Genomic DNA, 24,562 nt, shown 5'->3' with positions numbered 1-24,562 from the left:
TTTACTTCTGAGGTTGATAAGGCTTTTGCCATGGCTTCATTTATAAATTTTCCTGATACTGTAGTTTTAGAATTTTTGTAATCTTCAACTTTTTTTGCATCTCCACCAGTAATTCCGCTTATTGAAGTAATTTTTTTATTTAAAGCTGAATTAGCAGAGTCTATCATAACTTGTAAGTTCTCATTCATTTTATTTCGAACTTCTTCTATTGAGTGTTCAGTTAAAGAACATTCTTCTTCAATAACAATTTCATATATTTTTTTATTTTGTTCATTACATAAATTAAGTAATTCTTCACCTTTATTATACAATAAAATCACCTCTCTACCGGATTTATCCCTTTTATATATAGTATTTCACTTATGTTTTTAATATTATCAATGATCTTTTCATTGACTTTATGGTCTGTTTCTACAACCATAGTGGCTATTTTTCGTTCTCTAGTAACTTTCATAGTACCTATATTTATATCGGCATTAGAAAGCATAGTACTTATTTTGCTAATGGCACCTTTCTTATCTTCGTATTTAAGAATCAGTGTTGGATATTCACCACTAAAGTTCACTTCTGTACCATCAATATTAGTAATTAGGATATTTCCTCCACCTATGGAAGAACCTATTATATAAATATTCTCTTCATTATTTTTTTGAAAGACTATTTTGACACTATTTGGATGTTCATATCCTAAATCAGTTTCTTTAAAACTAATGTCTAGACCTTTTTTTTTAGCAATTTCAAAGGAATTTTTAATTCCCTCATCAGAAGGCCCCATACCTAATACACCAGCTACTAGAGCTTTATCAGTGCCATGGCCCTTATAAGTTTTAGAAAAAGAGCCATGGAGATAGAAAGTAACTTTATTAAAATTTTCCCCAACAATTTCTCTAGAAACTTTTCCTAATCTAGCAGCACCAGCAGTATGAGAACTAGAAGGTCCTATCATAATTGGACCTAATATATCAAAAATACTATATTCTTTCATAAATATCTCTCCTTCATACCTTTATGCTTAGATATTAGCATTAATTTTAGCTAAAGGCAATAAAAAAAGGAGTGATTTTATCCTCCTAAAGTAATATCCTGTATATCATACCATTCTAAGGCTTGGAAAAGATGTTCTGGTTTAAAGTCTGGCCAATAATCATCAATAATATAAAAATCTGCATAAACCGATTGTATTGGAAGAAAACCACTTAATCTTCTCCTACCACCCCAGCGAATAATTAAATCTACTCTAGATATATCTTTAGATTTAAATTTTTCAGCCAAATCCCATTGCCAGCCGTAATTAACTAAAAAATTAACTTTTGTTCCACCTTTGCCAAAGGTTTTTCTTTCTTCTGTATATGGAAGAAGCTTTTCAGGGAACATATCAGATTTTGTATTTCCTACAACTAACAACTCTGCATCTTTTTTAGTCAACATTGTTACTGCATTAATACAAGATTTTGTAAAAGCTAACCTTTGTATAGTAGGCCTTTTTGTATTGTTTACTGTAAAACCATAATAAGTAAGTTCTTTTATACCTATTTTTTCACATAATTTAAATAGTTCCATTCCCGGTTTTAGACCATAGTCATAGCCTTTTTCCTTAGTTAATCCATTTTCCTTTGCCCATCTTCTATTGCCATCTGGGATTATTCCAATATGGTTGGGTACTCTCATATATACCACCTTCTTTTTTATATAATCTTATATATATTGTTTCCAAGTAATTCTTTTAAATTCATAATTAGGGAAAACAATATGATAAATAGAAATTTAGTATGAGAATATGAAATAGGAAAAAAGATAATTTTTATGAGTAGGATATATACAAGATCTATATTGGAATTAGGGCTTAAGATGATAAAGATTCATTAAAAATTAAAAATAAAAGTCCTGATATTCTGTCAAGACTTTTATTTTTGCTTATATTCCTTGTATAAAAGAGATATCCCAGCAATGATTAATAGTGCAGGCCAAAATTTACGTAAGTTATAAAGCTTAAAGAAGGATTGGGGCCATATCATTTTAGCTATAAGTATACCGCCTACTATAATAAGAGCAATACCTATGAATACGGCACTGTTTTTATAGGTGTTTTGACCATTATAATTATCATTTTCGTAGTATGTTACTCCACTATTGTCTTCAGGTATTATGATAGAAGAGACAAAATAGGCAATAATACCGGCACCATTAGTGGATATGGATAATATTAACCAAAATAGTCTAATAATGTTTGGGTCAATATTAAAGTATTCCCCTAGTCCTCCACATACACCAGTGATCATTCTATTTGATTTAGAACGATAAATTTTTTTTCTCATGTACACACGCTCCTTAAAAATACTATAAGTGTATTTTATCAGATAATTGTAGAAAATAAAACTAAATGTATTAAAGATTTCTTTGTACTTATTCACAATAAGCTTGCAATATGATAATATTAAAAATAGAAGAAATCTTTGGAGGTAAACAAATGTATAATATGTTTTCATTGGTTTTTAAATACATCTTTATAATAATCGTATACCTTTTTATGCTAAATATTATTCGTCTCATCTATTTAGATATAAAGGGTATGAATTTATCTTCTGTAGATAAAAATACTTACTTAAAGTTAATAAATAGAAAAGAAACACTACCCTTTAAGGTAATGGAATACTATCCAATAGATGAGAATGTATCAATAGGAAGAAGCAATAAAAGCAGCATTATAATTAAAGATCCTTATATTTCAAGAGAACATTTACGTATAGTAAAAGACGAAGGGGATTATTACTTAGAAGATATGGAAAGTGGAAATGGTACAATTGTAAATGGAGAAAAAATAATGGACGTAGTTAGATTAAAAAATGGTGATAGAATAAAATTAGGAGCTGTAGAATTTTTATTTGTTAATAGGGATTAAGGAGTGGAAGAATGTTTAAAAAGCTTACAAGTTACAGGGTACCAAGAAATCTTCTTGTTTTTTTTCATATTTTAATATTATTGCTACTATTTGCTCATGATAGAGACAATATTGATAAGGCTACACTAATTTCAAGTGTTATATTAATATTTGTAATATATATATCTAATTTTCTTCTATTAAAAATATCTTCAGGAGATTATTATATATTTTTAGTTGTGTCTATGCTATTAAGTATTGGGATTTTAATGATATATAGAATTGATCCCTATCTGGGTATGAGGCAAGTAATATGGGTAAGTGGAGGTATTGTAGTTTTTTTTCTAACCTATATTATTGTAAAGAAAATTAAGGTTTGGGAAAACTGGATATGGTTATACGGGGCTGGATCTTTAGGATTGTTCCTAGCTACTTTAGTTTTTGGAAGTACTATTGGTGGTTCTAAAAACTGGATAAAACTAGGTAAGTTTAGTTTCCAACCTGCTGAAATTGTTAAGTTGATGTTTATATTTTTCATTGCATCTTATTACGTAAATAAAGATAAATACGATAAAAATGGAAGAGGCGGCTATTACATGTTAATATCTGCTTATGTTTTCCTAGGTTTTTTATTTTTACAAAAAGACTTGGGAATGGCCTTAGTATTTTACTTAATATTTTTATCCATTCAATTTGTATATGAAAAAGATAGGAAGTTAATATTTTATAATATTTGTCTATTTATAATAGGTGCATTTGTATCTTATTTTATATTTAATCATGTGAGAATAAGGGTTAAAACATGGCTTGACCCTTGGCAATATATAGATAATAAGGGTTATCAAATAACTCAATCCCTTTTCGCAATAGCTAGTGGAGGTTTTTTTGGTACTGGCATAGGTTTAGGTTATCCAGATTTTATACCAGAAGTTCATACAGATTTTATTTTTTCTGCTATATGTGAGGAAATGGGTTTATTTACTGGTATGGCAGTAATAATGCTATTTTTAATATTAGTTTATAGAGGATTTAAAATAGCATTAAGTCAACAAGATTTATTCTTTAAAATAGTTGCTTTTGGTATAACCATCATGTTTGGGTTCCAAGCTTTTATTATATTTGGTGGAGTTATAAAAATGATACCTCTAACAGGAATTACCTTACCTTTTGTAAGTTATGGTGGTAGCTCAATGATAGCCAGCTTTGTAGCTTTAGGTATACTTCAGGTAGCATCAGAAGAAATTGAGATAGAGGTGGAAGACCATGAATAAAGAAGTAAAAAGGATGGTAGTAGTATTTGTAGCAGTTTGTATTTTATTTGTAGGGCTAATAGTATATTTAAGTTATTTTCAAATATTTACTGCTAGCAAAATAAAAAATAATAGTTATAATAAAAGGTTATGGATTAATGAAGAAAACATATTAAGAGGTTCCATTATTGATCGAAATGGAAAAATATTAGCTTATAGTGAAAAAGCTGATGACTCAACTATAAGACATTATAATTTTGACAATATTTATAGCCATATTATAGGTTATAGTTATAGGGAATATGGAAAAGCTGGTTTAGAGTTAGAGTACAATAATGAATTGCTAAATATAAAGGAAAGTACCCCATTGCAAGAAATACAAAATATTATTACCCCTAGTACTGAAGGAAATTCTTTGAAGCTCACTATTGATCATGGTTTACAAGAATACTCCAATGAATTACTTAATGGTAAAAAAGGAGCTATAGTAGCCATGAATCCTAAAACGGGGGAAATATATTCCATGGTAAGTCAACCAAATTTTAATCCTAATACTTTAAGGGAACAATGGAATAATATAATGGAACATCCTGATAGTCCATTTTTAAATAGGGCTATTACAGGACTTTATACTCCCGGCTCTACTTTCAAAGTGATTACTGCAGCAGCAGCTTTAGAAAGTCCAGATGTAGAGAAAAATTTCCAATGTACAGGAACCTTAACAGTAGAAGGTTACACTCTTAAAGATTATAGTGAAACTGCCCATGGAAATCTGGATTTACAAGAGGCCCTTGTAAAGTCTTGTAATACTTATTTTGCGAATATGGGATTACAAATAGGAAAAGATAGATTAGGTGAAGTTGCCGATAAGTTTATGATAAACAAGGAAATTCCTTTTGATTTACCAACTGCGAGCTCTTCCTTTCCTTATAAAAAGAATTTAGGAAAAACTGATATAGCAGCATCAAGTTTTGGTCAAGGTGAAGTACTTGTAACTCCGTTAAATATGGCTATGGTTGCTTCAGGTGTTGGTAATAATGGGAAGATTGTAAGGCCTATATTAGTTAAGGAGGTAATATCTCCTAAAGGGAATACAATAAGTACAAATGAAACAATAGTTTTATCCAACACTATGGATAGTTCCCACGCTAATGAATTAAAAAATATGATGGCACAAGTAGTTAATAGTGGTACCGGTACTAATGCAAAAATTGATAATATAAGGGTTGCTGGTAAAACTGGAACTGCAGAGAATCCAACTGGTAAATCTCATTCTTGGTTTATAGGTTTTGCACCTGCAGATGATCCTAAAGTAGCTGTCTGTGTTATTCTGGAAGATGAAGGGACTACAGGGGGTCAAGGGGCTGCCCCAATTGCTAGAAATGTTATGATGGAGGCAATAAACAATATTCAAGATTAATATTACCAAAGGATAAATTTTTAGGAGGTTTTTTTATGGCTATAAAAAAAGGAGAAGTATTAGAAAGAAATGAAATTCCTAGGGAATATAAGTGGGATTTAAAATCTATGTATGAAAGTGATGAATTATGGGAAAAGGATTTTAATAAGGTGAAAGAATTATCGGATGAAATTATTAAGTTTAAAGGGAAGGTAGTAGAAAATAGCAATAGTCTATATGAAGTCTTAACTAAGAGAGATAAAATTTTAAGATTAATTAATAACGTTTTTGCCTATACCCATATGCGTTTAGATGAAGATAGTAGAAATAGTACCTACCAAGCTTTAAATGATAGAGCTATGAATTTATCTGTATTAGTAAGTGAAAAGACGTCTTTTATAGTTCCAGAAATACTTACTTTATCAAAGAAAGATATAAGTAGATTTTTTGAGGAGAAAGAGGAATTAAAATTATATGGTCAGTATTTAAAAGAGGTTTTAAGACAAAAACAGCATGTTCTATCTCCTACAGAAGAAGCACTCATAGCTCAAACTGGCGAGATTAGAAATGCTTCTAGTAATACTTTTTCTATGCTTAATAATGCAGATTTAAAATTTCCGGTAATTAAAGACGAAAAAGGGCAGGATATTGAAATAACCCATGGAAATTTTGTCCCATTATTAGAGAATAAAAATAGGGAAGTAAGAAAAAATGCTTATAAAGGCTTATATGGTAGGTATAAAGAATTTGAAAATACCTTTGTTTCTACTTTAAATGGATGTATTAAAGGAAATATATTTAATGCAAAAGTAAGAAGTTATGATTCAAGTTTAGAAGCGGCTATAGATGAAAATAATATTCCTGTATCTGTTTATGATAATTTAATCGATTCGGTTCATGAAAATTTAGATGCTATGCATAAATATATGGATATAAGAAAAAAGGCCTTGGGGGTAGATGAATTACATTTTTATGATGTATATACTCCTATTGTTAAGGATGTAGATATCAAAGTATCTTATGAAGAAGCTAAAGATATAGTGCTAAAGGGACTAGAACCTTTAGGAAAAGAATATTTAGAGGTAGTTAAAGAAGGGTTTAATTCAAGATGGATTGATGTTTATGAAAATAGGGGAAAAAGAAGTGGAGCTTATTCTAGCGGAAGTTATGATTCAAAGCCATTTATATTGTTAAATTACCATGAGACTCTTGATAACATATTTACTATAGCTCATGAAATGGGACATTCGGTTCACAGCTATTTTACTAGAAAAAATCAACCTTTTATATATGGAGGGTATAGTATCTTTGTGGCAGAAGTTGCTTCTACTTTAAATGAGGCTATTTTAATAAATTATTTATTGGAGAACGTAAAGGATGATAACGAAAGACTTTATTTGATTAACCATTTCTTAGAGCAATTTAAAGGTACTGTTTATCGTCAAACTATGTTTGCAGAATTTGAAAGGGATATTTATAAATACGTAGAAGAAGGTGGCGCTTTAACTGCAGACTATTTAATTGAATCTTATAAAGGATTAAATAGGAAATATTATGGGCCAAATATAGTTGTAGATGATGAAATAGGAATGGAATGGGCAAGAATACCTCATTTTTATTATAATTATTATGTATATCAATATGCTACTGGATTTTCAGCAGCGATTGCCTTATCACAAAAAATATTAAAAAAAGAAAATGGAAGCTTAGAGAGATATTTAAACTTCTTAAAAAGTGGAAGTTCTGATTACCCTATAAATGTTTTAAAAAACGCAGGGGTAAATATGGCTAATAAAGAACCAGTAAATAATGCATTAGAACTATTCAAAGAATTAGTTGAAGAAATGGATAGATTGATATAATGAAAAAGTAATATTATAAAAAGGGCTTGAATTTCAAGCCCTTTTTATAAAAATTTAGTTTTTAAATTATTCCAATACATATTTCTATCAAAGTTTAATCTAGAAATTACCATATCAGATATTTTAAAGTCAATTTTTGTTATATTATCATATCTACGTTCATTTCCATCAAGGTTTAGAAGAATTGAATTTTCATATCTATATTCAGGCTTTATTGTAATAGTCATATCTCCAGGAATTATAGCACTATTAGGTAATGAACGATAAGCCTTGGAGCTAATAGGAGATAAAGGTGTAATTTGCAAAGTTTTCAAAGTAGGATATACAATACTACCGCCACTAGAGAAGTTATAAGCAGTACTTCCCACAGGTGTAGCAATTATAATGCCATCTCCACTAAATTTTTCTAGATGGTTACTCTCTATGTAAACTTCTAAATGAATTACTTTAGAAGCAACACCTTTTACAACAAATTCATTGACACAGACAAGTTCAAAACAATCAGTTTTTGTAAATATTTTAGACTCTACTAAGAATATTTTCTCAATGGAATATTGTTTTTTAATATACTTATCTATAAAACGATCAATATCTTCTGGAAGGATTTCTTGAAAAAATCCTAAATGGCCAGTATTAATGCCCACAAAAGGAATATTCGGGAAATTATGTTCATGTACAGTTCGTAGAAAGCCTCCATCGCCACCAATACAAATATTTAATTCAGCATCTTTAGAATAATTTTTAGGTACTATAAAATTTTTACTTTCTAATTTTTCAGTTAATAATTCAGCAGTTTTAGTTGAATCTGTATTTAAATTAGAAATAACGTTTATTATCTTTTTATCCTTAGACAAAAGTTTCCCTCCTAATAATAATTGTTAATACATTTACATTATACAATAAAAACTATAATATTTGGGAATTCCCAGGATTATTTTTGTAGCATTTTTGCCATATTTAATAATTGATCCTTTTGGTCTTCATCTGTATTTTCTATAAAAGGTTTTGCCATGGTTAATAGTTTGTCAATATCAATAGCTTTTTCTGAATTAGTCATAATATTATTTAATGTAAAAAACATATCTTTATACTTATCTATATTAATTATCATTTCTAAGTTTGTAATTAAGGATCTTAGATTCTCATCTGGTACTTCTTGTTTTAGAGTGGTAACTATATAATTTAACCTTTCTTTATTATTCTCAACTTCTTTATATTTTACTGGAGTAAAAGGTTCGCCTGTTTCAATAAAAGTTTTAGTTTGATAAATGGCTAAAACTTTTGTAGTAAGTAATATTGACTTATTTACAATAGGAATATACTCTTTTGGAAAATAAGGAGTAATTTTTCGCATAATATTTAATCTATCCTTTGTATCTTGAACATCAATATCTACATCAATTGCAAAGTTTTTATTAAAATCTAATAGATCCTTTCTTTCATTAAATATTGAGAAAAAAAATAATAATATTATTATATTCATACATTGTCCCCCCAAAAAAATAGATATTTGTACCATGTTATGCAGGGAAGTCTTAATGTTTACAATTATATTTTTAAATTTTAAGTAATATATTTGAACACTAATTCATAAATTTTAAATATAATGTCTTGAGGGGGGGAATTTGAATGAGTGGAAAAAAGGATGTTGAAGATATATTAAATGAATTAGAAAACTTAAATCCTAAAGAAGAAGACTTAGACAAATTTAGGGATATGGCTGAGGAATATGGTGACAAATCAGAAAAAGAAATATTTTTCGAAATTATACAATTAAATAAGGAAATGGAGAAAAATATGAATGCAGAAGAGTATCGAGAAATGCTTGAAAAACTTGATTCCATTAAACCTTTACTAAATGAAGAACAACTAATAAAATTAGATGAAATATTAAGAACCTTAGGAAATGAATAAATATTATATTTGTTTTAAAAAAATAATTAATTTTATGTGATTTTTAAAAATCTCATATGCAAATTTGCCTATGAGATTTTTTTAGTCATATATACCTATATTGGTATATGTAGGTATTAGACAAATTAGTAATTAAATGTTATAATTTTATCGTATTATGTAAACTAAGGGGGAAAAAAAGTGGAGCTTAAAAAGAACGTTATATTACTTTTAATAGTAGTAGTAGTTGTAACCACTTTATCTAGTGTATATATGTACGTGAATAAGAAAAATGAATATAAGGAAATTTCATATGTAGTTTTTTTAGAAAATCTTAATAAGGAAAAAATTGAAGAAGTAAAAATAAATAATGGTTCTAAAGTCTATGGAAATTTAAAAGATGGTACTTTATTTGTTACGGATAACCCTAAAACTGAAAATTTTAAAGAAACTTTGCTTATGAATAATATAAAGGTAGTTGAAAGTGAGCAAAGCTTTAGCATAGTAGAATCAGTAATTTTTTTATTATTTATAGTAGGTATAGGAGTTGTAGGGTTTTTCATAAATAAAAGTAATAGTAAACAAGCTCAGAAAGAAATAGCCGCTATGTCCAATATTGGCAATGAAGAAAGTAATAATAAAGAAACAACCTTTGAGGATATAGCTGGTAATGAAGAAGTTAAAGAATCTTTGACAGAGTTAGTAGATTTTATTCGTTCGCCAGAAAAGTATAGTAAATATGGTGCTAGAATGCCTAGAGGAATATTACTATACGGGCCGCCGGGAACAGGGAAAACTCTTTTTGCCAAAGCTTTAGCCGGTGAAGCAAATGTGCCTTTTTATCCTGTTTCAGGTTCGGATTTTATTCAGGTATATGCAGGACTTGGAGCTAGTCGAATAAGGGAATTATTTAAAAAAGCTAAAAAAGACAAAAAAAGTGTTATATTTATTGATGAAATAGATGCTTTGGGTAAGAAGAGAAAAGGAAATTCATCAAATAGTGGCAGTGAAGAAGGGGATAGAACATTAAATGCTCTTTTAACTGAGATGTCTGGTTTCGATGAAAATGAGGGTATTATTGTAGTGGCTGCTACTAATAGAATGGATACTTTAGATGAAGCTTTATTGAGGCCAGGAAGATTTGATAGACAAATTGAGGTAGGATTACCTGATATAAATGCAAGACATAAAATATTAAAATTACATTCTATAAATAAACCTTTAGATAAGAATGTAGATTTATATAAAGTTGCATCTGAAACTATATATTTTAGTGGTGCTAAATTAGAAAATTTGATGAATGAATCTGCAATGTTAGCAGCAAAGGCTAATAATCCTTCTATAACCATGGAACATATAAATAAAGCCTTTTATACTATTTTAGTTGGTGAGGAGAAAAAAGATAGGGAAGGAATTCATTATGAAGATAAAAAAATTACAGCATATCATGAAGCAGGTCATGCTTTGGTAACAAAAAAAGTATCGCCACAAAATAGAATAACTAAAGTTAGTATAATCCCTAGTACTAAAGGTTCTGGTGGTTTTAGTATGAATATACCTCCAGAAAGAATGTACCAATCTAAGCAAGATATTATAAATAATATAATGGTTGCTTTAGGTGGTAGAGCTGCTGAGGAAATAGTATTTGGTAATAAAAATATAACTACTGGGGCATCAAATGACTTACAAAAAGTAACAGAAATGGCTCTTTCAATGATAAGTTTATTTGGAATGGATGAAGAAATAGGCCTAGTAAATTATGAGGTAATACTGAAGAGTAACTTAGAAACAGATTCAAACTTAATAGATAGAGTAAAAGAGTTGATAGACAAACTATATATTGATACTAAGAATATTATTATGAAGAATGATGAATGTTTAGATACAATAGCCAATAAATTACTAGAGAAAGAAGTGCTAAATGAGGAAGAATTAAATAAAATATTTTTAGCTTCTACCCTTGCAGTATAATCCAATAAGAGCTATAATATATTTAGAAAGATAATCTGCGATGTACGTTGACTCATATAATTCAACCGACAGAGTTTATAAAGGGAGCCTGGAGTTCGGCAGTCTATGGTAAGCCTTAGTAAAGGAAATCAAAAATTGTTGGCAGGGCACCCACCTTGTGAGAGGCGGGTCTGAATTAATTGAGAAGACGGCATTGCGGGGGATAAAAACTTCTTTAGTAGAATTTCTACTAAAGAAGTTTTTTCTTTGCGTGTATAATATTTTATAAACTATAAATACTATATTTGAAAGAATAAACTAGAAAGAAGGTGGCCTATGCCTTTGGTTTGCCCATTATGTAATGGTTTATATAAAGTAAACAAAAATTGTTCTAGATGTAATACCATTATGTTAGATAAAGGGCCAGTAGTAAACTATCTAGATGATTACAGCCCTTATCTATTAGATGATATTACGCATACTATAGATGGTGTAGAAGGAAAAAGCTGTTTACATCTATTTCATTGTAATAACTGCAACTATGATAAAAGAACAATTATTGAAAAGAAAGAAATTTAAATAATATCTATTGGATACTTTCTCCTGTCTCTATAGATAAAAATATATTTGAAACCTAGTTCTTTTAAAAGTTTCTCTGCTTCTTTGTACATATATCCTACGTGAATTGGGTTATAAGCATCAGAGCCTATAGTAATTATTTCACCACCTAATTTTTTATATAGATTTAATAATTCTATTTTAGGGTGGAAATATTTAAGTCCATATCTTAATCCAGAAGTATTTAATTCGATACCTTTTCCTTCTTCTATAACTTTTAAAAATATTTTTTCTATTATCCACTTATAGTCTTCTATCCTGGGCAAGTTTTCATGTGCATAAAAATATCTATCTATTAAATCAATATGAGCCAAAATGTCATAGTCGTTAAAAGTATTAATAGATAAATAGATTTCTTCATAGTATTCAATTATTCTATCTAAAAGAGCCTTATTGTCTAAATATTCGTTCCTAAATATATCTTTGCTATTTATAGAATGAACAGAAGCTAGGACAAAATCAAAAGGATTTTCTTTTATTAATTTACTATATCGTTTCCCTAAATGGGGTTGAAGACCAATTTCTACTCCTGATAGCACTTCAATTTCGTTAATGTATTTGTATTTAATTTTTTTAACTTTTTTAAAATAGTCCTGAGGGTGAAATAGTATATCTATTTTATTTTCCGTTGCTTCTAATTCTATATGGTCAGTAAAACATATACTTTTTAAATTGTTTTCTATAGCCATAATAGCCATATCTTCCATTGAATATTTACACCCCATAGAATAATCGCTATGAAGATGATAGTCATACATTGGCAGCACTCCTATTTATTTATTTTTCAATATATTGTATTAATTATTCTAATTGAAATAAATAAAATAGTAAAGGATTAGTTAAGAAAATCTTCTTTGTATTGTAGTTTATATAGCTCATAATATAATCCTTCCTTGGATAATAACTCTTGATGATTTCCAACTTCTTTAATTTCACCTTTGTGTAGTACAATTATTTTGTCTGAATTTTGTATGGTAGAAAGTCTATGGGCTACTGCTATTGTAGTTCTACCTTCAATTAACTTATTTAAGGCATCTTGTATTAAGGTTTCTGTCTCTGTATCTATACTTGAAGTAGCTTCATCAAGAATTAATATACTTGGATTAAAAGCTAAGGTTCTTGCAAAAGCAAGAAGTTGCCTTTCTCCAGATGATAGAGTAGCTCCTCCTTCCATAACTGGTTCATTATATTTTTTAGGTAGTTTCTCAATAAAATGATTGGCGTTAACATATTTGGCTACTTCTACAATTTGTTCATCAGTTATATCTTTATTATCCAAACGGATATTGTCTTTAATGGTACCAGTAAATAAGAAAACATCTTGTAGTACTACACCTATTTGTTCTCTTAATTGAGATTTTTTATAATCCTTTATATTAATCCCATCTATTAATATTTCCCCTTTTTGAATATCGTAAAACCTGGTAATTAAATTGATAATGGAAGATTTCCCTGCGCCAGTAGCTCCTACAAAAGCAACAGTTTCTCCAGGATTAATTATAAAATTAATATCTTTTAAAATCCAATTTTCATCTTCATAAGCGAACCAAACATTTTTAAATTCTATTTTACCATTTAACTTTGTTATAGGAACTGGGTTTAAAGGGTCTATAATATCTTCATTAGTATCTAGAATCATAAATATTCTCTCACCTGATGCCATTGCTGATTGAAGAATATTGTATTTTTCTGTTAGGTCAAGAATTGGAGCAAAAAATCTTTGTAAATAATCAATAAAAGCATATAAAACTCCAAAAGGAATTTCATTAGAAATAACTTTTTTACCACCATAGTATACGAGGATAGTAATGCCTAAGGAACGTATTATCTCAATAGCAGGACGGAAAACAGCAAATATTTTTATTTCTTTATGAGTAGTATTTAAATAATCTTTATTTATTTTATCAAAACTTCTAAATACTTTATTTTCTTTCTTAAATATTTGAATAGTTTTCATTCCAGTAATATTTTCATTTAAAGTAGAATTTATTTTTGCCAACTGAATTTTTCCCAGTCTATAAACATCTCTTATAAAATGTCTAAAGATAATTGCAGCAATTAATATTAAAGGAATAAGAGAAAAAGATAAAAAGGCTAATTTATAATCCATTTTTAGCATTATAATCATAATTCCTAATAAAATAAAAATATCTTTAAATAGACTAACTAGTACAGATGTATACATTTCATTTAAAGTTTCTGTATCATTAGTTACCCTAGTGACCAATCTTCCAACAGGATTATTATCAAAATAAGAAAGAGACATTTTTTGTAAATGAGAAAAAACATCTTGTCTAATATTATAAATAATTTTTTGACTTGTATAGTTTAGTATGTATATTTGGGCATAATTAAATACAAAGGCAAAGATTATAATAACTAGGAAAATAAGGCTAATATTTCTAATACCTATTCTATCCTCTTCTCTAAAAAGTTTATAATCATTTTTGGTAAGTTGGACTCCATTATTGATATCTTTATCATTTAAATTAACTAAAAAGTAACTATTGTTTTTCTTGACTAGTAATTTTTTGGGTACATTTTTAAACTCCTTTTTTTCTTGATTAGTGAGGTTGTTTTCCCTAATATACAGTTTTCCATTGAAACTTGTACCTTTTAAACCTAAGCCATCCTCTACTTCATATAGAGGTTTCTTATATCCATTTATATATTCATCTATAGTTATTTTTAAAATATAAGGTCTTGAAAGGTCTAAAGCAGTAACTACCATCATTAGTATAATGCTTATTAATAGATAATGCCAATAAGGTTTCGCATATATTAATAGTCTTTTCATTAAATTTGAGTCATAGGATTTTCTTTCTATATCATCAAAGTTATTATTAGCCATTTCTAACCTCCTATTAGTTAATTTCCTTTAATTTTTCTTCAAGAAGTTGTTTTTCATAAATATCTCTATAAATTCCATTTAATTTTAGCAAAGTATTATGATTTCCCTTTTCAGCAATTATTCCTTCATCTAAAACTATTATTTGGTCAGAGTCTTTAACTGTTGAAATTCTATGACTAATAATAATAGTTGTTGTTTCTTCTGTTATTGTATTTAAATTATTAAGTATTTTTTCTTCTGTTTCTGTATCTACACTAGATAAACTATCATCAAATATTAGTACAGGAGATTTTTTTATAAGAGCTCTTGCTATAGAAACTCTTTGTTTCTGCCCACCGGATAAGGTTACACCTTTTTCACCTAAGACAGTATGAAATTTATTGGGAAATTCAACAATATTGTTATAAACTTCTGCAGTTTTTGATGCATTATAAACTTTTTCATCATTAATTTCAAAATCAAAAGGAAATGTTATATTATCTTTTATAGTCGTTGAAAAAAGAAAATTGTCTTGAGGAACATATCCTATATTTTCCCGTAAGGATTTAAGAGTAATATCCTTAATATTTGTTCCATCCAATAATATTTCTCCTTGTTCTATATCATAAAGTCTTAATAATAAATTAACTAATGTGGTTTTTCCACTACCGGTTTTACCAACTATTGCTACTGTACTACCCACTGGTATATTTATATTAATATTTTTTAATGCATAATTATCTGATCTAGGATATTTAAAAGATACATTTGAAAATGTAATATTTCCTTTAACTTCCTTTAATTCAATTACATTCTTTGAATCCAGTATTTCAGGCTTCTCTTCTAATATAATATTGATTCTCTCCATAGATGCAGAACCTCGTTCTAATAAATTAATGACCCATCCAATAGCCATCATAGGCCATATTAATAAGGCTAAATAAGAGTTAAATGCTATAAAGTCTCCTAAAGATATTTCGTCCATCATAACTAAAGTGCCACCATACCAGATAACTATTAAGAAACTTATAGAGGCTAAAAATTGTACTAAAGGTTGAAAGGTTCCTGAAACCTTGACCAATTCTAAATTTTTTTCTAAATTATATTGGTTAACTTGAGTGAATTTTTTTATTTCTTCCTCTTCTTGAACAAAAGATTTTACTACTCTGATACCAGCAAAATTTTCTTGAGTAGTGTCTGTAAGTTCTGAAAAAGCTTCTTGTACTATACGGAAGCGTCTATGGACCAACTTACCAAACCTTCCAACTATTATTGCAATAAAGGGTAAGGTTATAAGTGCTATAAGGGTCAGTTTAATATTAGTAGTTTTTATCATCATAAATATAGCAAGAATAGTTATAAAGATGGCATCTATAAGAGCAACTATTCCAGGGCCTAAGGCCATCCTAACGGCATTAATATCATTAGTTGCATGGGCCATTAAATCACCAGTTTTTTGAGTATTAAAATAATCAGTGGAAAGATCTAGTAGGTGATTAAAAAGTTTATTACGTAAATAGTACTCTAAAGTTCGGGAAGTACCTTGGATATAAATTCTCCAAAAGTATCTTCCTACTGCTATAATTAATCCAGTAACCATAATTAAAATTCCATATTTAATTAATGAACTTATGGTTAGGTGGTTATCTTGTAAAAGATTAGTCACAGTCCTTAGTATTTGAGGAACTAAAAGTTGTACTATATCTACAATTATTAACCAAAGGGCCCCTAGGATGTATTTCCATTTATATTCGGTGAAAAATGGTTTCAAAGTTTTAAAACTTTTCATTTATTTCCTCCTTAGAATATACTTCGATACTAAAAATGTTTTACTTATACATTATTATAATGGAAATAAAAAAGTTTTAAAGAGGTAAAGCCTATATTACATAAATAATTTGATTTTTGGAAAAGTATAAATAAGAAAAAACATTAATATATAAGATATACTAGTGAAAAGAAAAGTAATTAGTAAAAATATTAATAAGAAAGGAAAAGTGATTTAATGGAGTTAAGTACTAAAGAAATACTTAAAAAGAAAATATTAGATGCCCAGGAAATGGTAAGAGATTATGAAGTATATTCTAAAGAAATTGAAGATGTAGAAATTGCAAAAGCTTTTAAAGATTTTGCAGAAGAATGTGGTTATCAAGCAAGTAATATGCAAAAAATATTAGAAGAAAAGGACTAAAAGGTATATAATAGTAATATATTTAATGTCTAAAGGGGGAGTTTTATGAATAAACCGTTAATTATTGCTCATAGAGGAGCTTCATTTTATGCACCTGAAAATACGTTAATATCATATAAAAAGGCTGTAGAAATGGAAGCTGATGCTATAGAGATAGATGTTCATAGAAGTAAGGACGGACATTTAGTAGTTTGTCATGATGAGAAAGTAGATAGAACTACAAATGGAATAGGATATATTAGGGACTTAAACTTGGAAGAGATAAAAAAATTAGATGCTGGAAGCTGGTTTGATGAAAAATATACTAATATGAAAATACCTTTACTTGAAGAAGTTCTTCAGTTTGTAAAAGAACAAAGTATATTATTGAACATAGAGCTAAAGAATGGTCCTATATTTTATGATAACATTGAAGAGGATTTAATAAGAATTATAAAAATTTATAAATTAGAAGAAAAGGTGTTAATTTCTTCTTTTAACCATTATAGTTTGCTTAAAATGAAGATGTTGGCACCTGATATAAAAACAGGTATACTCTATATAGGGGGAATGGTTTCTCCTTGGGAGTATGCAAAAAAGCTACATGCTGATGCAATACATCCTTTATTTTATACAATAAACGAAGAAATAGTAACAGAGTCAATAGAAAATGGGATTTCAGTTAATCCTTTTACTGTAAATGGGGAAAAAGAATTAATGCTAGTGTACAAATTTGGTGTTAGCGGTATTATAACGGATCGTCCTGATGTCGCTAAAAATATTATAAACTCTGTTAATTAATATTAGGAAGGCGGTACTAATGAAAAAAATTAAGATAATTTGTAATCCATCGTCCGGTAGGCAGTTAATTCAAAGAAAAGTAGAGCATATTTCTAAGATGCTATTAGACTCTGGATATACTATAAATAAGTTTGAAACTAGAAGAAAAAATGATGCTATGAAAGAAACTATTAAGGCTTGCAAAGAGGATTGGGATGGCATAATAGCTTGTGGTGGGGATGGTACAGTTAACGAAATAGCTAAAGGAATAGTAAAAGGTGGACGAAAGATTCCAGTAGCTTTGTTGGCTGCAGGAACTGTAAATGATTTTGCTAATTACATGGATCTACCTACAAATAGTAGAGAATTTTTTGATATGATTCGAAAAGGTAAAACTATGGATGTAGATTTAGGAAAGGTAAATGATGAATATTTTATAAATGTAGCAGCTAGTGGGCTTTTAACTAATGTAGGCTATCAAGTACAGCCTGAAGTTAAGGCTATATTAGGGAGAATGGCGTATTATTTAGAAGGACTTAAAGAAATTCCAAAGCAAAAATTTGAACCAATAAGAGTGAAGTTTGAAAGTGAAGAGTATACAATGGAAGAAGATATATTATTGTTTTTAGTATCTAACAGTTCTTCTATAGGGGGATTTAAAAATCTTGCCCCTAAGGCTAATGTATTTGATGGGTATTTAGACACTATAATAATAAAAAAATCTGAAATACAGGATTTAGTTGCTATATTTATCAATATATTTAAAGGAGAGCATATAAAACATCCTAACGTGGAATATTTTAAAACTAAAAAAATGTCCGTATATACAGAAGAAAAGGTTCCTATAGATATTGATGGAGAATATGGTGGAAATTTACCAGCAACTTTTGAAGTTATGCCAAATAGTTTTCAGATTTTTGTAAAGTAAAGAAAAAGCAGAGTTACTCTGCTTTTTCTTTACTTGCAAGTTTTGGTTGTTCGAACATTAAAGTTTCGCTTACTTGTTTCATTTTACAATGACCTTCAAAAATAGCATTTTCATTTACTACAAGATTTATAACTTCAACATCTCCTATTAATTCGCCTGATGGAAGTAAACTTAGCTGTTCCTTAGCATTGATATTTCCGTCAATTTTACCTCCGATTATAATATTGTTGCAAATGATATTTCCCTTAATATGTCCAGTTTCACCTATAGTTATGTCTCCAGTATAATCAATATCTCCCTCTACTGTACCATCGATTCTAATACTGCCACTTCCTTTAATATCTCCTATTATTATCATGTTATCTCCAATAATAGAATCTAAGTTATCCATCATATGGTTCATCTGTTTTCTTTTTTTACCGAACATGTGATTATCCTCCTTATTTTTTATTTTAAAAGGTTAAATGGGTCAATAGGATTGTCATTTTTATGTATTTCAAAATGTAAATGACTACCAGTACTTCTACCTGTGGAACCCATTTCTGAAATAGGCTGCCCTTTTTCAACAATATCCCCCACGTTGACAAGTAGTTTACTATTATGTGCATATAATGTTTTATAATTGTTTCCATGGTCAATTATTATGGTTTTCCCATAACCGCTTTTGTGATCAGAGAAGACTATTTCTCCTTTTCCAGCGGCCTCTATTATTGTGCCAGATGTATTTGCAATGTCTAGGCCTTGATGAAATTGCATATTTTGTCCAAAAGGATTTTGTCTATAGCCAAAACGAGAGGTTAATCTTCCATTAACAGGTTTTAAATCAGGGACCTTTTCTAAATCATCAAACTTTTTTTCTACATCTACAATAAAATCTTGTACCTCCTTTTCTTTATCATTTAACACCTGGTTTAAACCTGCCATTTCCGATTCAGGCTTAGAGTCCTTTAAATCTGCTCTTTCATGTATGCCTCGACCCCTTGAAGGCGCTTTAACACCTGCCATTTTCTCAAGTTGTTTTTGTAATTTGTCAATTTCCTCTAGTTTTTCTTCAACTTCCTCAGTTTTTTCTCTAAATGTTTCAGTGGATGATTTTAAATTTGAAATTTCTTCGTCTTTGTTTGTATTTTCTTTTTCTAAAAGAGAAATTTCTTCTTTCTGTTCATTATATTTTGCGTTAAGAACTTTATAGGATGAATGAATATTTATTATCAATAAGGATATAGCTAAAAGAAGACAAGCTAGAAAGCCGAGAATAGTCTTTGGTAGCCATTTAGGTATTGATAACCTTTTTACTTTCTCAATATCAGGAACGATAACTATAGAGATACGTTTACTTTTCATAAACTACTCCTCTTTTCTTTTGATTTTAAATACTGGCACAAGGATATAATATCATATTTGGATATAATATTCTATATAAAGGGAATAAATCCTTTTTTGTCTACAGTATACTTGAAAAGTTACAAAAAATATAGGTAATTGACTTTATTTATGATAAACTATAAAATTCAATTACAAGAAAAAATTTGGAGGAGATTTATTTGAAAAACAAAGGAACATGGGAAGATGTTATAAAGATTGAAAGGTATTTAAGAAAGAACGATTATATAATACGGCTTAAAGGGAGAGAAATTTTAAAGGATTTTAACATTACAGGCTCCCAATTTACAGCTCTTCAAATATTAATAGGAAATGGAGAATTAACAATAGGTGAATTAAGTCGTAAAACGTCTTTAGCTTGTAGTACAATTACTGATTTAATAGATAGAATGGAAAAAAATAAATTAGTCGTAAGAAAAAAAGATGAAAAAGATAAGAGGGTAGTTAGAATTGAAGTTTTACCATTAGGATATGAGATAGTTGATAAAGTAGTGCAAAAAAGAAGGGAATTTTTAGGGAGGGAACTTGAGGGATTTGAGGAAGAAGAAATGAAATTTTTAAGTGAGAGTTTGGAATCCCTATATAATGCTATGAAAAAAGATTGAGATAGTTAAAAAAGGAATAATTAAGATAAAAATGATTGATAATAGATAAAGGTTTACATAAATTTATTAACAAGATAAAAGGTTGATTTAACATAGATGAATATGGTGTTGTTATTATACATATTGTGAAAAATATGATATAATAAATTGAAAATGTATAATGAGTTATAAGTAAACGAGGAGGATAAAAATGCCGGCAACAATAAAAGATGTAGCAAAAGTAGCTGGAGTATCTATATCTACAGTATCCAGGGTAATAAATGATTCAAAACCTGTCAGTTCTGAGGCTAGAAAGAAAGTTCTAGATGCAATTGAAAAATTAGGTTATAAACCTAATGAAGTAGCTAGAACATTAGTAACTAAAAGGTCATATTTAATTGGTATCATAGTTACCGACATAGGCAACCCTTATGTAGCTGAGATAGTTCGTGGTATTGAAGAAGTAGGCAGAATGTATGACTATGATATTATATTATGTAGTAGTTATGGAGATAGAAAATCAGAGCTTAAATTTATAAATTTGTTAACGGGAAAACAGACAGAAGGAATAATTTTAGTATCTGAAAAAATGAATAATGAAGCTATTGAACTTTTAAAATCCTATAAACTTCCTTATATATATTTGAATAGATATTTAAATGTTAAAGAATTACCAACAGTGTCTATTGATAGCGTAGAGGCAAGTTATGAAATGACTAAATATTTGTTAGAAGCAGGTCATAGGGATATTATGTATATTACTGCGTCTATAGATGAAAACTCTATTGAGAAATCGAAGATAGAAGGCTATGAAAATGCGCTAAAAGAATTGGAAATAGAAAATAGTATAATCTTAGAGGCCGAAGGATTTACTATTGAAGATGGATATAATATAGGGGAAAAGGTTTTAAAACAACTAAAAGAAGAGAAAATGTCAGCCATATTTTGTGGGCAAGATGAGGTTGCTATAGGAGTAATGAATTATTTATATGATCAAGGTATAAAAGTACCAAAGGATATTACAGTAGTTGGCTATGGTGATATAAAAATTTCTTCTATTTACAGGCCTAAATTAACTACAGTTAAAGAACCGGGATATGATATTGGAGCTGTTTCCATTAGACGGATTATTAAAAAAATAGAGGGAGAAGAAATAGAAGAACCCCAAATAAATTTGCCAATACGGATAGTAAAGAGGGAAAGCTGTGGGAAAAATAAAATCTAAGAATCTTAAGGCTTTTGGTATACTATTTGGTATTAATATATTTTTAGTATTTTTGATTTCCTTTATTATTAAGGGAGAAGACTATTTAATTTTTAGACTTAGCAACAATTTATTTGCAATTGCTACGTTTTTCTTAGGTATTGGCGTAATATTTCAGATTTTTAATTATGTTTTAAAGAGAAGAATAGGAAGGAAATTAAAAGGGAAAGGCAAGAAGATAGCCAAGAAAACAAATTTTAGAGATAAAAAAAGGTTAGAAATCTGGCAATACAAACAAAGCATTTATAATTCATTATGTAAAATCTTTATTATAGTTGGTATTATTGATATCGCTTTGTCTTTCGTAGTTTCTATATTTATATAAAATTCACTATTGAAAGTAAATACTATGCTTTATATAGAAGTGAGGAGATTATGAAAAAAAGATTTTATACTCAAATAAAATCAAATAATTTAAAAAAAAATCCACAGTTAATGTAGCTGTGGATTTTTCATGCGCTTTAGTAAGATAAAGTACCATATAATTAAACTCTAGGATATATAGGGAGGTAATGTGATGAATAAAGTTATAATAGATGGAAACCAATTATCTATTGAACAATTTATAAACGTTGTAAGAAAGAATTACAAAGTAGAATTGTCAAAAAGGGCAACAACTAAAATAAAAAGCTCTAGAGGTTTAGTTGATGAATGGGTTAATAATGAAAAGATAGTCTATGGTATTACTACTGGATTTGGTAAATTTAGTGATGTATTTATTACTAAGGATGAGACAGAAACTTTACAAAAGAACCTTATAATAAGTCATGCTTGTGGAGTAGGGGAAGCTCTTGATGAGGAAGTTGTTAGGGGGGTTATGCTTCTTAGGGCTAATGCTTTGGCCAAAGGTTTTTCCGGAATAAGGTTATCCACCCTTGAAACTTTAATGGATATGTTGAACAAAGGTGTACATCCAGTAATACCAGAAAAAGGCTCATTAGGTTCTAGTGGAGATTTAGCTCCATTAGCCCATATGGTACTTGTGATGTTAGGTGAGGGAGAGGCTTTTTATGAAGGAAAAAGAATATCTGGAAAAGAAGCTATGAAACTTGCTGAAATTTCACCAGTAGTTCTTACTTCTAAAGAAGGATTAGCCCTTATTAATGGTACTCAAGTAATGACTTCCATAGGTGCACTTACTATATATGATAGTATGATCCTGGGTAAGACTGCTGATGTAGCTGCTGCTTTAACAATAGAGGGACTAAAAGGTATAGTAACAGCCTATGATGAAAAAGTTCATAACGTAAGGCCGCACAGGGGACAAATAGATACAGCTAAAAACTTATTAAAACTATTAAAAGATAGCAATATGACAACTACCCAAGGAGAAATACGAGTACAAGATGCTTATTCTTTGCGATGTATTCCTCAAGTTCATGGAGCAAGCAAGGATGCAATTGATTATGTAGCCGAAAAGGTAAATATTGAAATTAATGCTGCTACTGATAATCCACTTATTTTTAAAGATGAAGAAGAAGTAATATCTGGTGGTAATTTTCATGGTCAACCAATGGCTTTAAGTTTTGACTTTTTAGGTATAAGTTTAGCAGAACTAGCTAATATATCTGAAAGAAGGCTGGAAAGGTTAGTAAATCCTTCATTGAGTGGCTTACCAGCTTTTCTTGTAGAAAATGGTGGATTAAATTCTGGATTTATGATTGTACAATATGCTGCTGCATCTTTAGTTTCAGAAAATAAAGTTTTAGCCCATCCAGCTAGTGTTGATTCTATACCTTCTTCAGCTAATCAAGAAGATCATGTATCAATGGGTACTATTGCAGCAAGGAAAGCTAGGAATATTCTAGATAATACCCGAAAAGTTTTAGCAATGGAAATATTGACTGCATGTCAAGGAATTGACCTACAAGGCAATAAGGGATTAGGAAAAGGAACAAAAATAGCTTATAATATAGTTAGGGAAGAAATTGAAAAAATAGAACATGATAAAATAATGTATAAAGAAATAAATAAATGTGAAGAAATTCTTAAAAACAATACTATTTTAGAAAGTATTGAAAATGATATAGGTAAATTAAACTAAAAAGGAGGAGTTTATATGGCTGATAATATTAATATTTCAAAAGCTATGACAATTAAGCTTAATAATGAACTACCTTCTATGCCAGAGTTTGTAGAAGGTATAAGAAGGGCACCAAAAAGAGAATTAAACTTGAATCAAAGAGAAATAGAAATAGCTCTTAAGAATGCATTACGTTATATACCTGAAGAATTACATGAAACTCTAGCTCCTGAATTTTTAGATGAGTTATTAACTGGAGGAAGGATTTATGGATATCGATTTAGACCAGAAGGAAGAATAAAAGGAAAATCCATTGATGAATACAAAGGGAGATGTATTGAAGGTAAAGCTTTTCAAGTGATGATTGATAATAATTTAGATTTTGATGTAGCTTTATATCCATATGAACTAGTAACCTATGGTGAAACAGGGCAAGTATGCCAAAACTGGATGCAGTATAGACTTATAAAAAAATACTTAGAAGAATTAACAGAAGAGCAAACATTGGTTATAGCTTCTGGTCATCCTTTAGGACTTTTTAAATCCCATCCAAATAGTCCAAGAGTTATAATAACTAATGCTTTAATGGTAGGAATGTTTGACGATCAAGAAAACTGGATTAAAGCTCAAGCAATGGGAGTGGCAAACTATGGTCAAATGACAGCAGGAGGTTGGATGTATATAGGACCACAAGGAATAGTTCATGGTACCTATAATACTATTTTAAATGCTGGAAGAATTAGGTTGGGA

At 29.0% G+C, this 24,562-nt stretch carries 26 protein-coding genes and 1 other RNA gene; 16 read left to right on the top strand and 11 right to left on the bottom strand.

Translation table 11 applies throughout. The features are described 5' to 3' along the window. The 4 genes from VK071_11395 to VK071_11380 form a co-directional block, all read right to left on the bottom strand. A partial coding sequence (locus VK071_11395; protein HLR35914.1) for an L-serine ammonia-lyase, iron-sulfur-dependent, subunit alpha occupies nt 1–311 on the bottom strand: 311 nt, incomplete at its 3' end. A gap of 5 nt (nt 312–316) precedes the next feature. Next, nucleotides 317–985, bottom strand: a complete 669-nt coding sequence (gene sdaAB, locus VK071_11390; GenBank protein ID HLR35913.1) for an L-serine ammonia-lyase, iron-sulfur-dependent subunit beta — start codon at nt 983–985, stop codon at nt 317–319. A gap of 77 nt (nt 986–1,062) precedes the next feature. Then, complete coding sequence (locus VK071_11385; GenBank protein HLR35912.1) at nt 1,063–1,668, bottom strand: undecaprenyl diphosphate synthase family protein; 606 nt, start codon at nt 1,666–1,668, stop codon at nt 1,063–1,065. A 236-nt stretch (nt 1,669–1,904) separates the two neighbouring features. Then, on the bottom strand, nt 1,905–2,315 hold the full coding sequence (locus VK071_11380) for a PspC domain-containing protein (GenBank protein HLR35911.1): 411 nt from the start codon (nt 2,313–2,315) through the stop codon (nt 1,905–1,907). A 152-nt stretch (nt 2,316–2,467) separates the two neighbouring features. Here VK071_11380 and VK071_11375 point away from each other — a divergent pair, with 152 nt between their 5' ends. The 4 genes from VK071_11375 to pepF are packed head-to-tail and all read left to right on the top strand — an operon-like array spanning nt 2,468 to nt 7,389. Continuing rightward, the gene (locus VK071_11375) at nt 2,468–2,899 is read left to right on the top strand and encodes an FHA domain-containing protein (protein HLR35910.1); all 432 of its coding nucleotides are present in this window, start codon (nt 2,468–2,470) and stop codon (nt 2,897–2,899) included. Nucleotides 2,900–2,910: 11 nt separating this feature from the next. Next, complete coding sequence (locus VK071_11370) at nt 2,911–4,149, top strand: FtsW/RodA/SpoVE family cell cycle protein (GenBank protein ID HLR35909.1); 1,239 nt, start codon at nt 2,911–2,913, stop codon at nt 4,147–4,149. Beyond that, nucleotides 4,142–5,548, top strand: a complete 1,407-nt coding sequence (locus VK071_11365; GenBank protein ID HLR35908.1) for a penicillin-binding transpeptidase domain-containing protein — start codon at nt 4,142–4,144, stop codon at nt 5,546–5,548. The genes VK071_11370 and VK071_11365 overlap by 8 nt, the downstream gene beginning before the upstream one ends. A gap of 35 nt (nt 5,549–5,583) precedes the next feature. Beyond that, complete coding sequence (pepF, locus tag VK071_11360; protein HLR35907.1) at nt 5,584–7,389, top strand: oligoendopeptidase F; 1,806 nt, start codon at nt 5,584–5,586, stop codon at nt 7,387–7,389. A 44-nt stretch (nt 7,390–7,433) separates the two neighbouring features. Here the strand turns inward: pepF and VK071_11355 are convergent, their stop codons facing one another. Both VK071_11355 and VK071_11350 read right to left on the bottom strand, forming a co-directional pair. Further along, nucleotides 7,434–8,243 (bottom strand): NAD(+)/NADH kinase, encoded by an 810-nt coding sequence (locus tag VK071_11355; GenBank protein ID HLR35906.1) that lies wholly within the window; start codon nt 8,241–8,243, stop codon nt 7,434–7,436. A gap of 77 nt (nt 8,244–8,320) precedes the next feature. Further along, the gene (locus VK071_11350; GenBank protein HLR35905.1) at nt 8,321–8,872 is read right to left on the bottom strand and encodes a hypothetical protein; all 552 of its coding nucleotides are present in this window, start codon (nt 8,870–8,872) and stop codon (nt 8,321–8,323) included. Between the two features lie 146 nt (nt 8,873–9,018). Here VK071_11350 and VK071_11345 point away from each other — a divergent pair, with 146 nt between their 5' ends. From VK071_11345 to VK071_11330, 4 genes are all read left to right on the top strand, one after another. Continuing rightward, complete coding sequence (locus VK071_11345) at nt 9,019–9,303, top strand: hypothetical protein (GenBank protein HLR35904.1); 285 nt, start codon at nt 9,019–9,021, stop codon at nt 9,301–9,303. A 180-nt stretch (nt 9,304–9,483) separates the two neighbouring features. Then, complete coding sequence (locus VK071_11340) at nt 9,484–11,253, top strand: ATP-dependent metallopeptidase FtsH/Yme1/Tma family protein (GenBank protein ID HLR35903.1); 1,770 nt, start codon at nt 9,484–9,486, stop codon at nt 11,251–11,253. 29 nt (nt 11,254–11,282) lie between these two features. Continuing rightward, nucleotides 11,283–11,459: non-coding RNA, 6S RNA (gene ssrS / locus VK071_11335), on the top strand. Nucleotides 11,460–11,568: 109 nt separating this feature from the next. Next, nucleotides 11,569–11,811 carry a hypothetical protein gene (locus VK071_11330; GenBank protein ID HLR35902.1) on the top strand — a complete coding sequence of 81 codons (243 nt, stop codon included), beginning with the start codon at nt 11,569–11,571 and terminating at the stop codon, nt 11,809–11,811. Here VK071_11330 and VK071_11325 read toward each other — a convergent pair. The 3 genes from VK071_11325 to VK071_11315 all read right to left on the bottom strand — a co-directional run bounded on the left by VK071_11325 (nt 11,808) and on the right by VK071_11315 (nt 16,469). Continuing rightward, the gene (locus VK071_11325) at nt 11,808–12,608 is read right to left on the bottom strand and encodes a histidinol-phosphatase HisJ family protein (protein HLR35901.1); all 801 of its coding nucleotides are present in this window, start codon (nt 12,606–12,608) and stop codon (nt 11,808–11,810) included. The genes VK071_11330 and VK071_11325 overlap by 4 nt on opposite strands. Nucleotides 12,609–12,685: 77 nt before the next feature. After that, on the bottom strand, nt 12,686–14,701 hold the full coding sequence (locus VK071_11320) for an ABC transporter ATP-binding protein (GenBank protein ID HLR35900.1): 2,016 nt from the start codon (nt 14,699–14,701) through the stop codon (nt 12,686–12,688). Between the two features lie 13 nt (nt 14,702–14,714). Beyond that, nucleotides 14,715–16,469 carry an ABC transporter ATP-binding protein gene (locus VK071_11315; GenBank protein HLR35899.1) on the bottom strand — a complete coding sequence of 585 codons (1,755 nt, stop codon included), beginning with the start codon at nt 16,467–16,469 and terminating at the stop codon, nt 14,715–14,717. A 216-nt stretch (nt 16,470–16,685) separates the two neighbouring features. On the opposite strand from VK071_11315, the gene VK071_11310 reads away from it, so the two are divergent. From VK071_11310 to VK071_11300, 3 genes are read left to right on the top strand one after another with little or no spacing between them, the layout of a single operon-like run. Continuing rightward, nucleotides 16,686–16,871, top strand: coding sequence for a hypothetical protein (locus tag VK071_11310; protein ID HLR35898.1), 186 nt, complete (start codon nt 16,686–16,688; stop codon nt 16,869–16,871). Between the two features lie 45 nt (nt 16,872–16,916). Continuing rightward, a complete protein-coding gene (locus VK071_11305; GenBank protein ID HLR35897.1) occupies nt 16,917–17,651 on the top strand; it encodes a glycerophosphodiester phosphodiesterase in 735 nt (244 codons plus the stop codon). Between the two features lie 19 nt (nt 17,652–17,670). Next, a complete protein-coding gene (locus VK071_11300) occupies nt 17,671–18,558 on the top strand; it encodes a YegS/Rv2252/BmrU family lipid kinase (GenBank protein ID HLR35896.1) in 888 nt (295 codons plus the stop codon). Nucleotides 18,559–18,571: 13 nt separating this feature from the next. Here the strand turns inward: VK071_11300 and VK071_11295 are convergent, their stop codons facing one another. Both VK071_11295 and VK071_11290 read right to left on the bottom strand, forming a co-directional pair. After that, nucleotides 18,572–18,985, bottom strand: coding sequence for a polymer-forming cytoskeletal protein (locus VK071_11295; GenBank protein ID HLR35895.1), 414 nt, complete (start codon nt 18,983–18,985; stop codon nt 18,572–18,574). A 20-nt stretch (nt 18,986–19,005) separates the two neighbouring features. Beyond that, the gene (locus VK071_11290) at nt 19,006–19,902 is read right to left on the bottom strand and encodes a M23 family metallopeptidase (protein ID HLR35894.1); all 897 of its coding nucleotides are present in this window, start codon (nt 19,900–19,902) and stop codon (nt 19,006–19,008) included. A gap of 200 nt (nt 19,903–20,102) precedes the next feature. On the opposite strand from VK071_11290, the gene VK071_11285 reads away from it, so the two are divergent. From VK071_11285 to VK071_11265, 5 genes are all read left to right on the top strand, one after another. Next, entirely contained in the window at nt 20,103–20,546 is a 444-nt protein-coding gene (locus VK071_11285) for a MarR family transcriptional regulator (GenBank protein HLR35893.1), read from the top strand. A gap of 190 nt (nt 20,547–20,736) precedes the next feature. Continuing rightward, entirely contained in the window at nt 20,737–21,750 is a 1,014-nt protein-coding gene (locus tag VK071_11280; protein ID HLR35892.1) for a LacI family DNA-binding transcriptional regulator, read from the top strand. After that, nucleotides 21,731–22,114: a hypothetical protein gene (locus VK071_11275; protein ID HLR35891.1), complete on the top strand. Its 384-nt coding sequence runs from the start codon at nt 21,731–21,733 to the stop codon at nt 22,112–22,114. Before VK071_11280 ends, VK071_11275 begins: the two co-directional genes overlap by 20 nt. Before the next feature lie 192 nt (nt 22,115–22,306). Further along, complete coding sequence (gene hutH / locus VK071_11270; GenBank protein ID HLR35890.1) at nt 22,307–23,833, top strand: histidine ammonia-lyase; 1,527 nt, start codon at nt 22,307–22,309, stop codon at nt 23,831–23,833. A gap of 15 nt (nt 23,834–23,848) precedes the next feature. Beyond that, nucleotides 23,849–24,562 (top strand): urocanate hydratase (locus VK071_11265; protein ID HLR35889.1); only part of this gene is annotated, 714 nt, incomplete at its 3' end.

The sequence above is a fragment of the Tissierellales bacterium genome (assembly GCA_035301805.1).
Lineage (GTDB): Bacteria > Bacillota > Clostridia > Tissierellales > DATGTQ01 > DATGTQ01.
The sequence above is the reverse complement of the archived record's forward strand: the minus strand, read 5'-3'. Positions and strand labels throughout refer to the sequence as shown.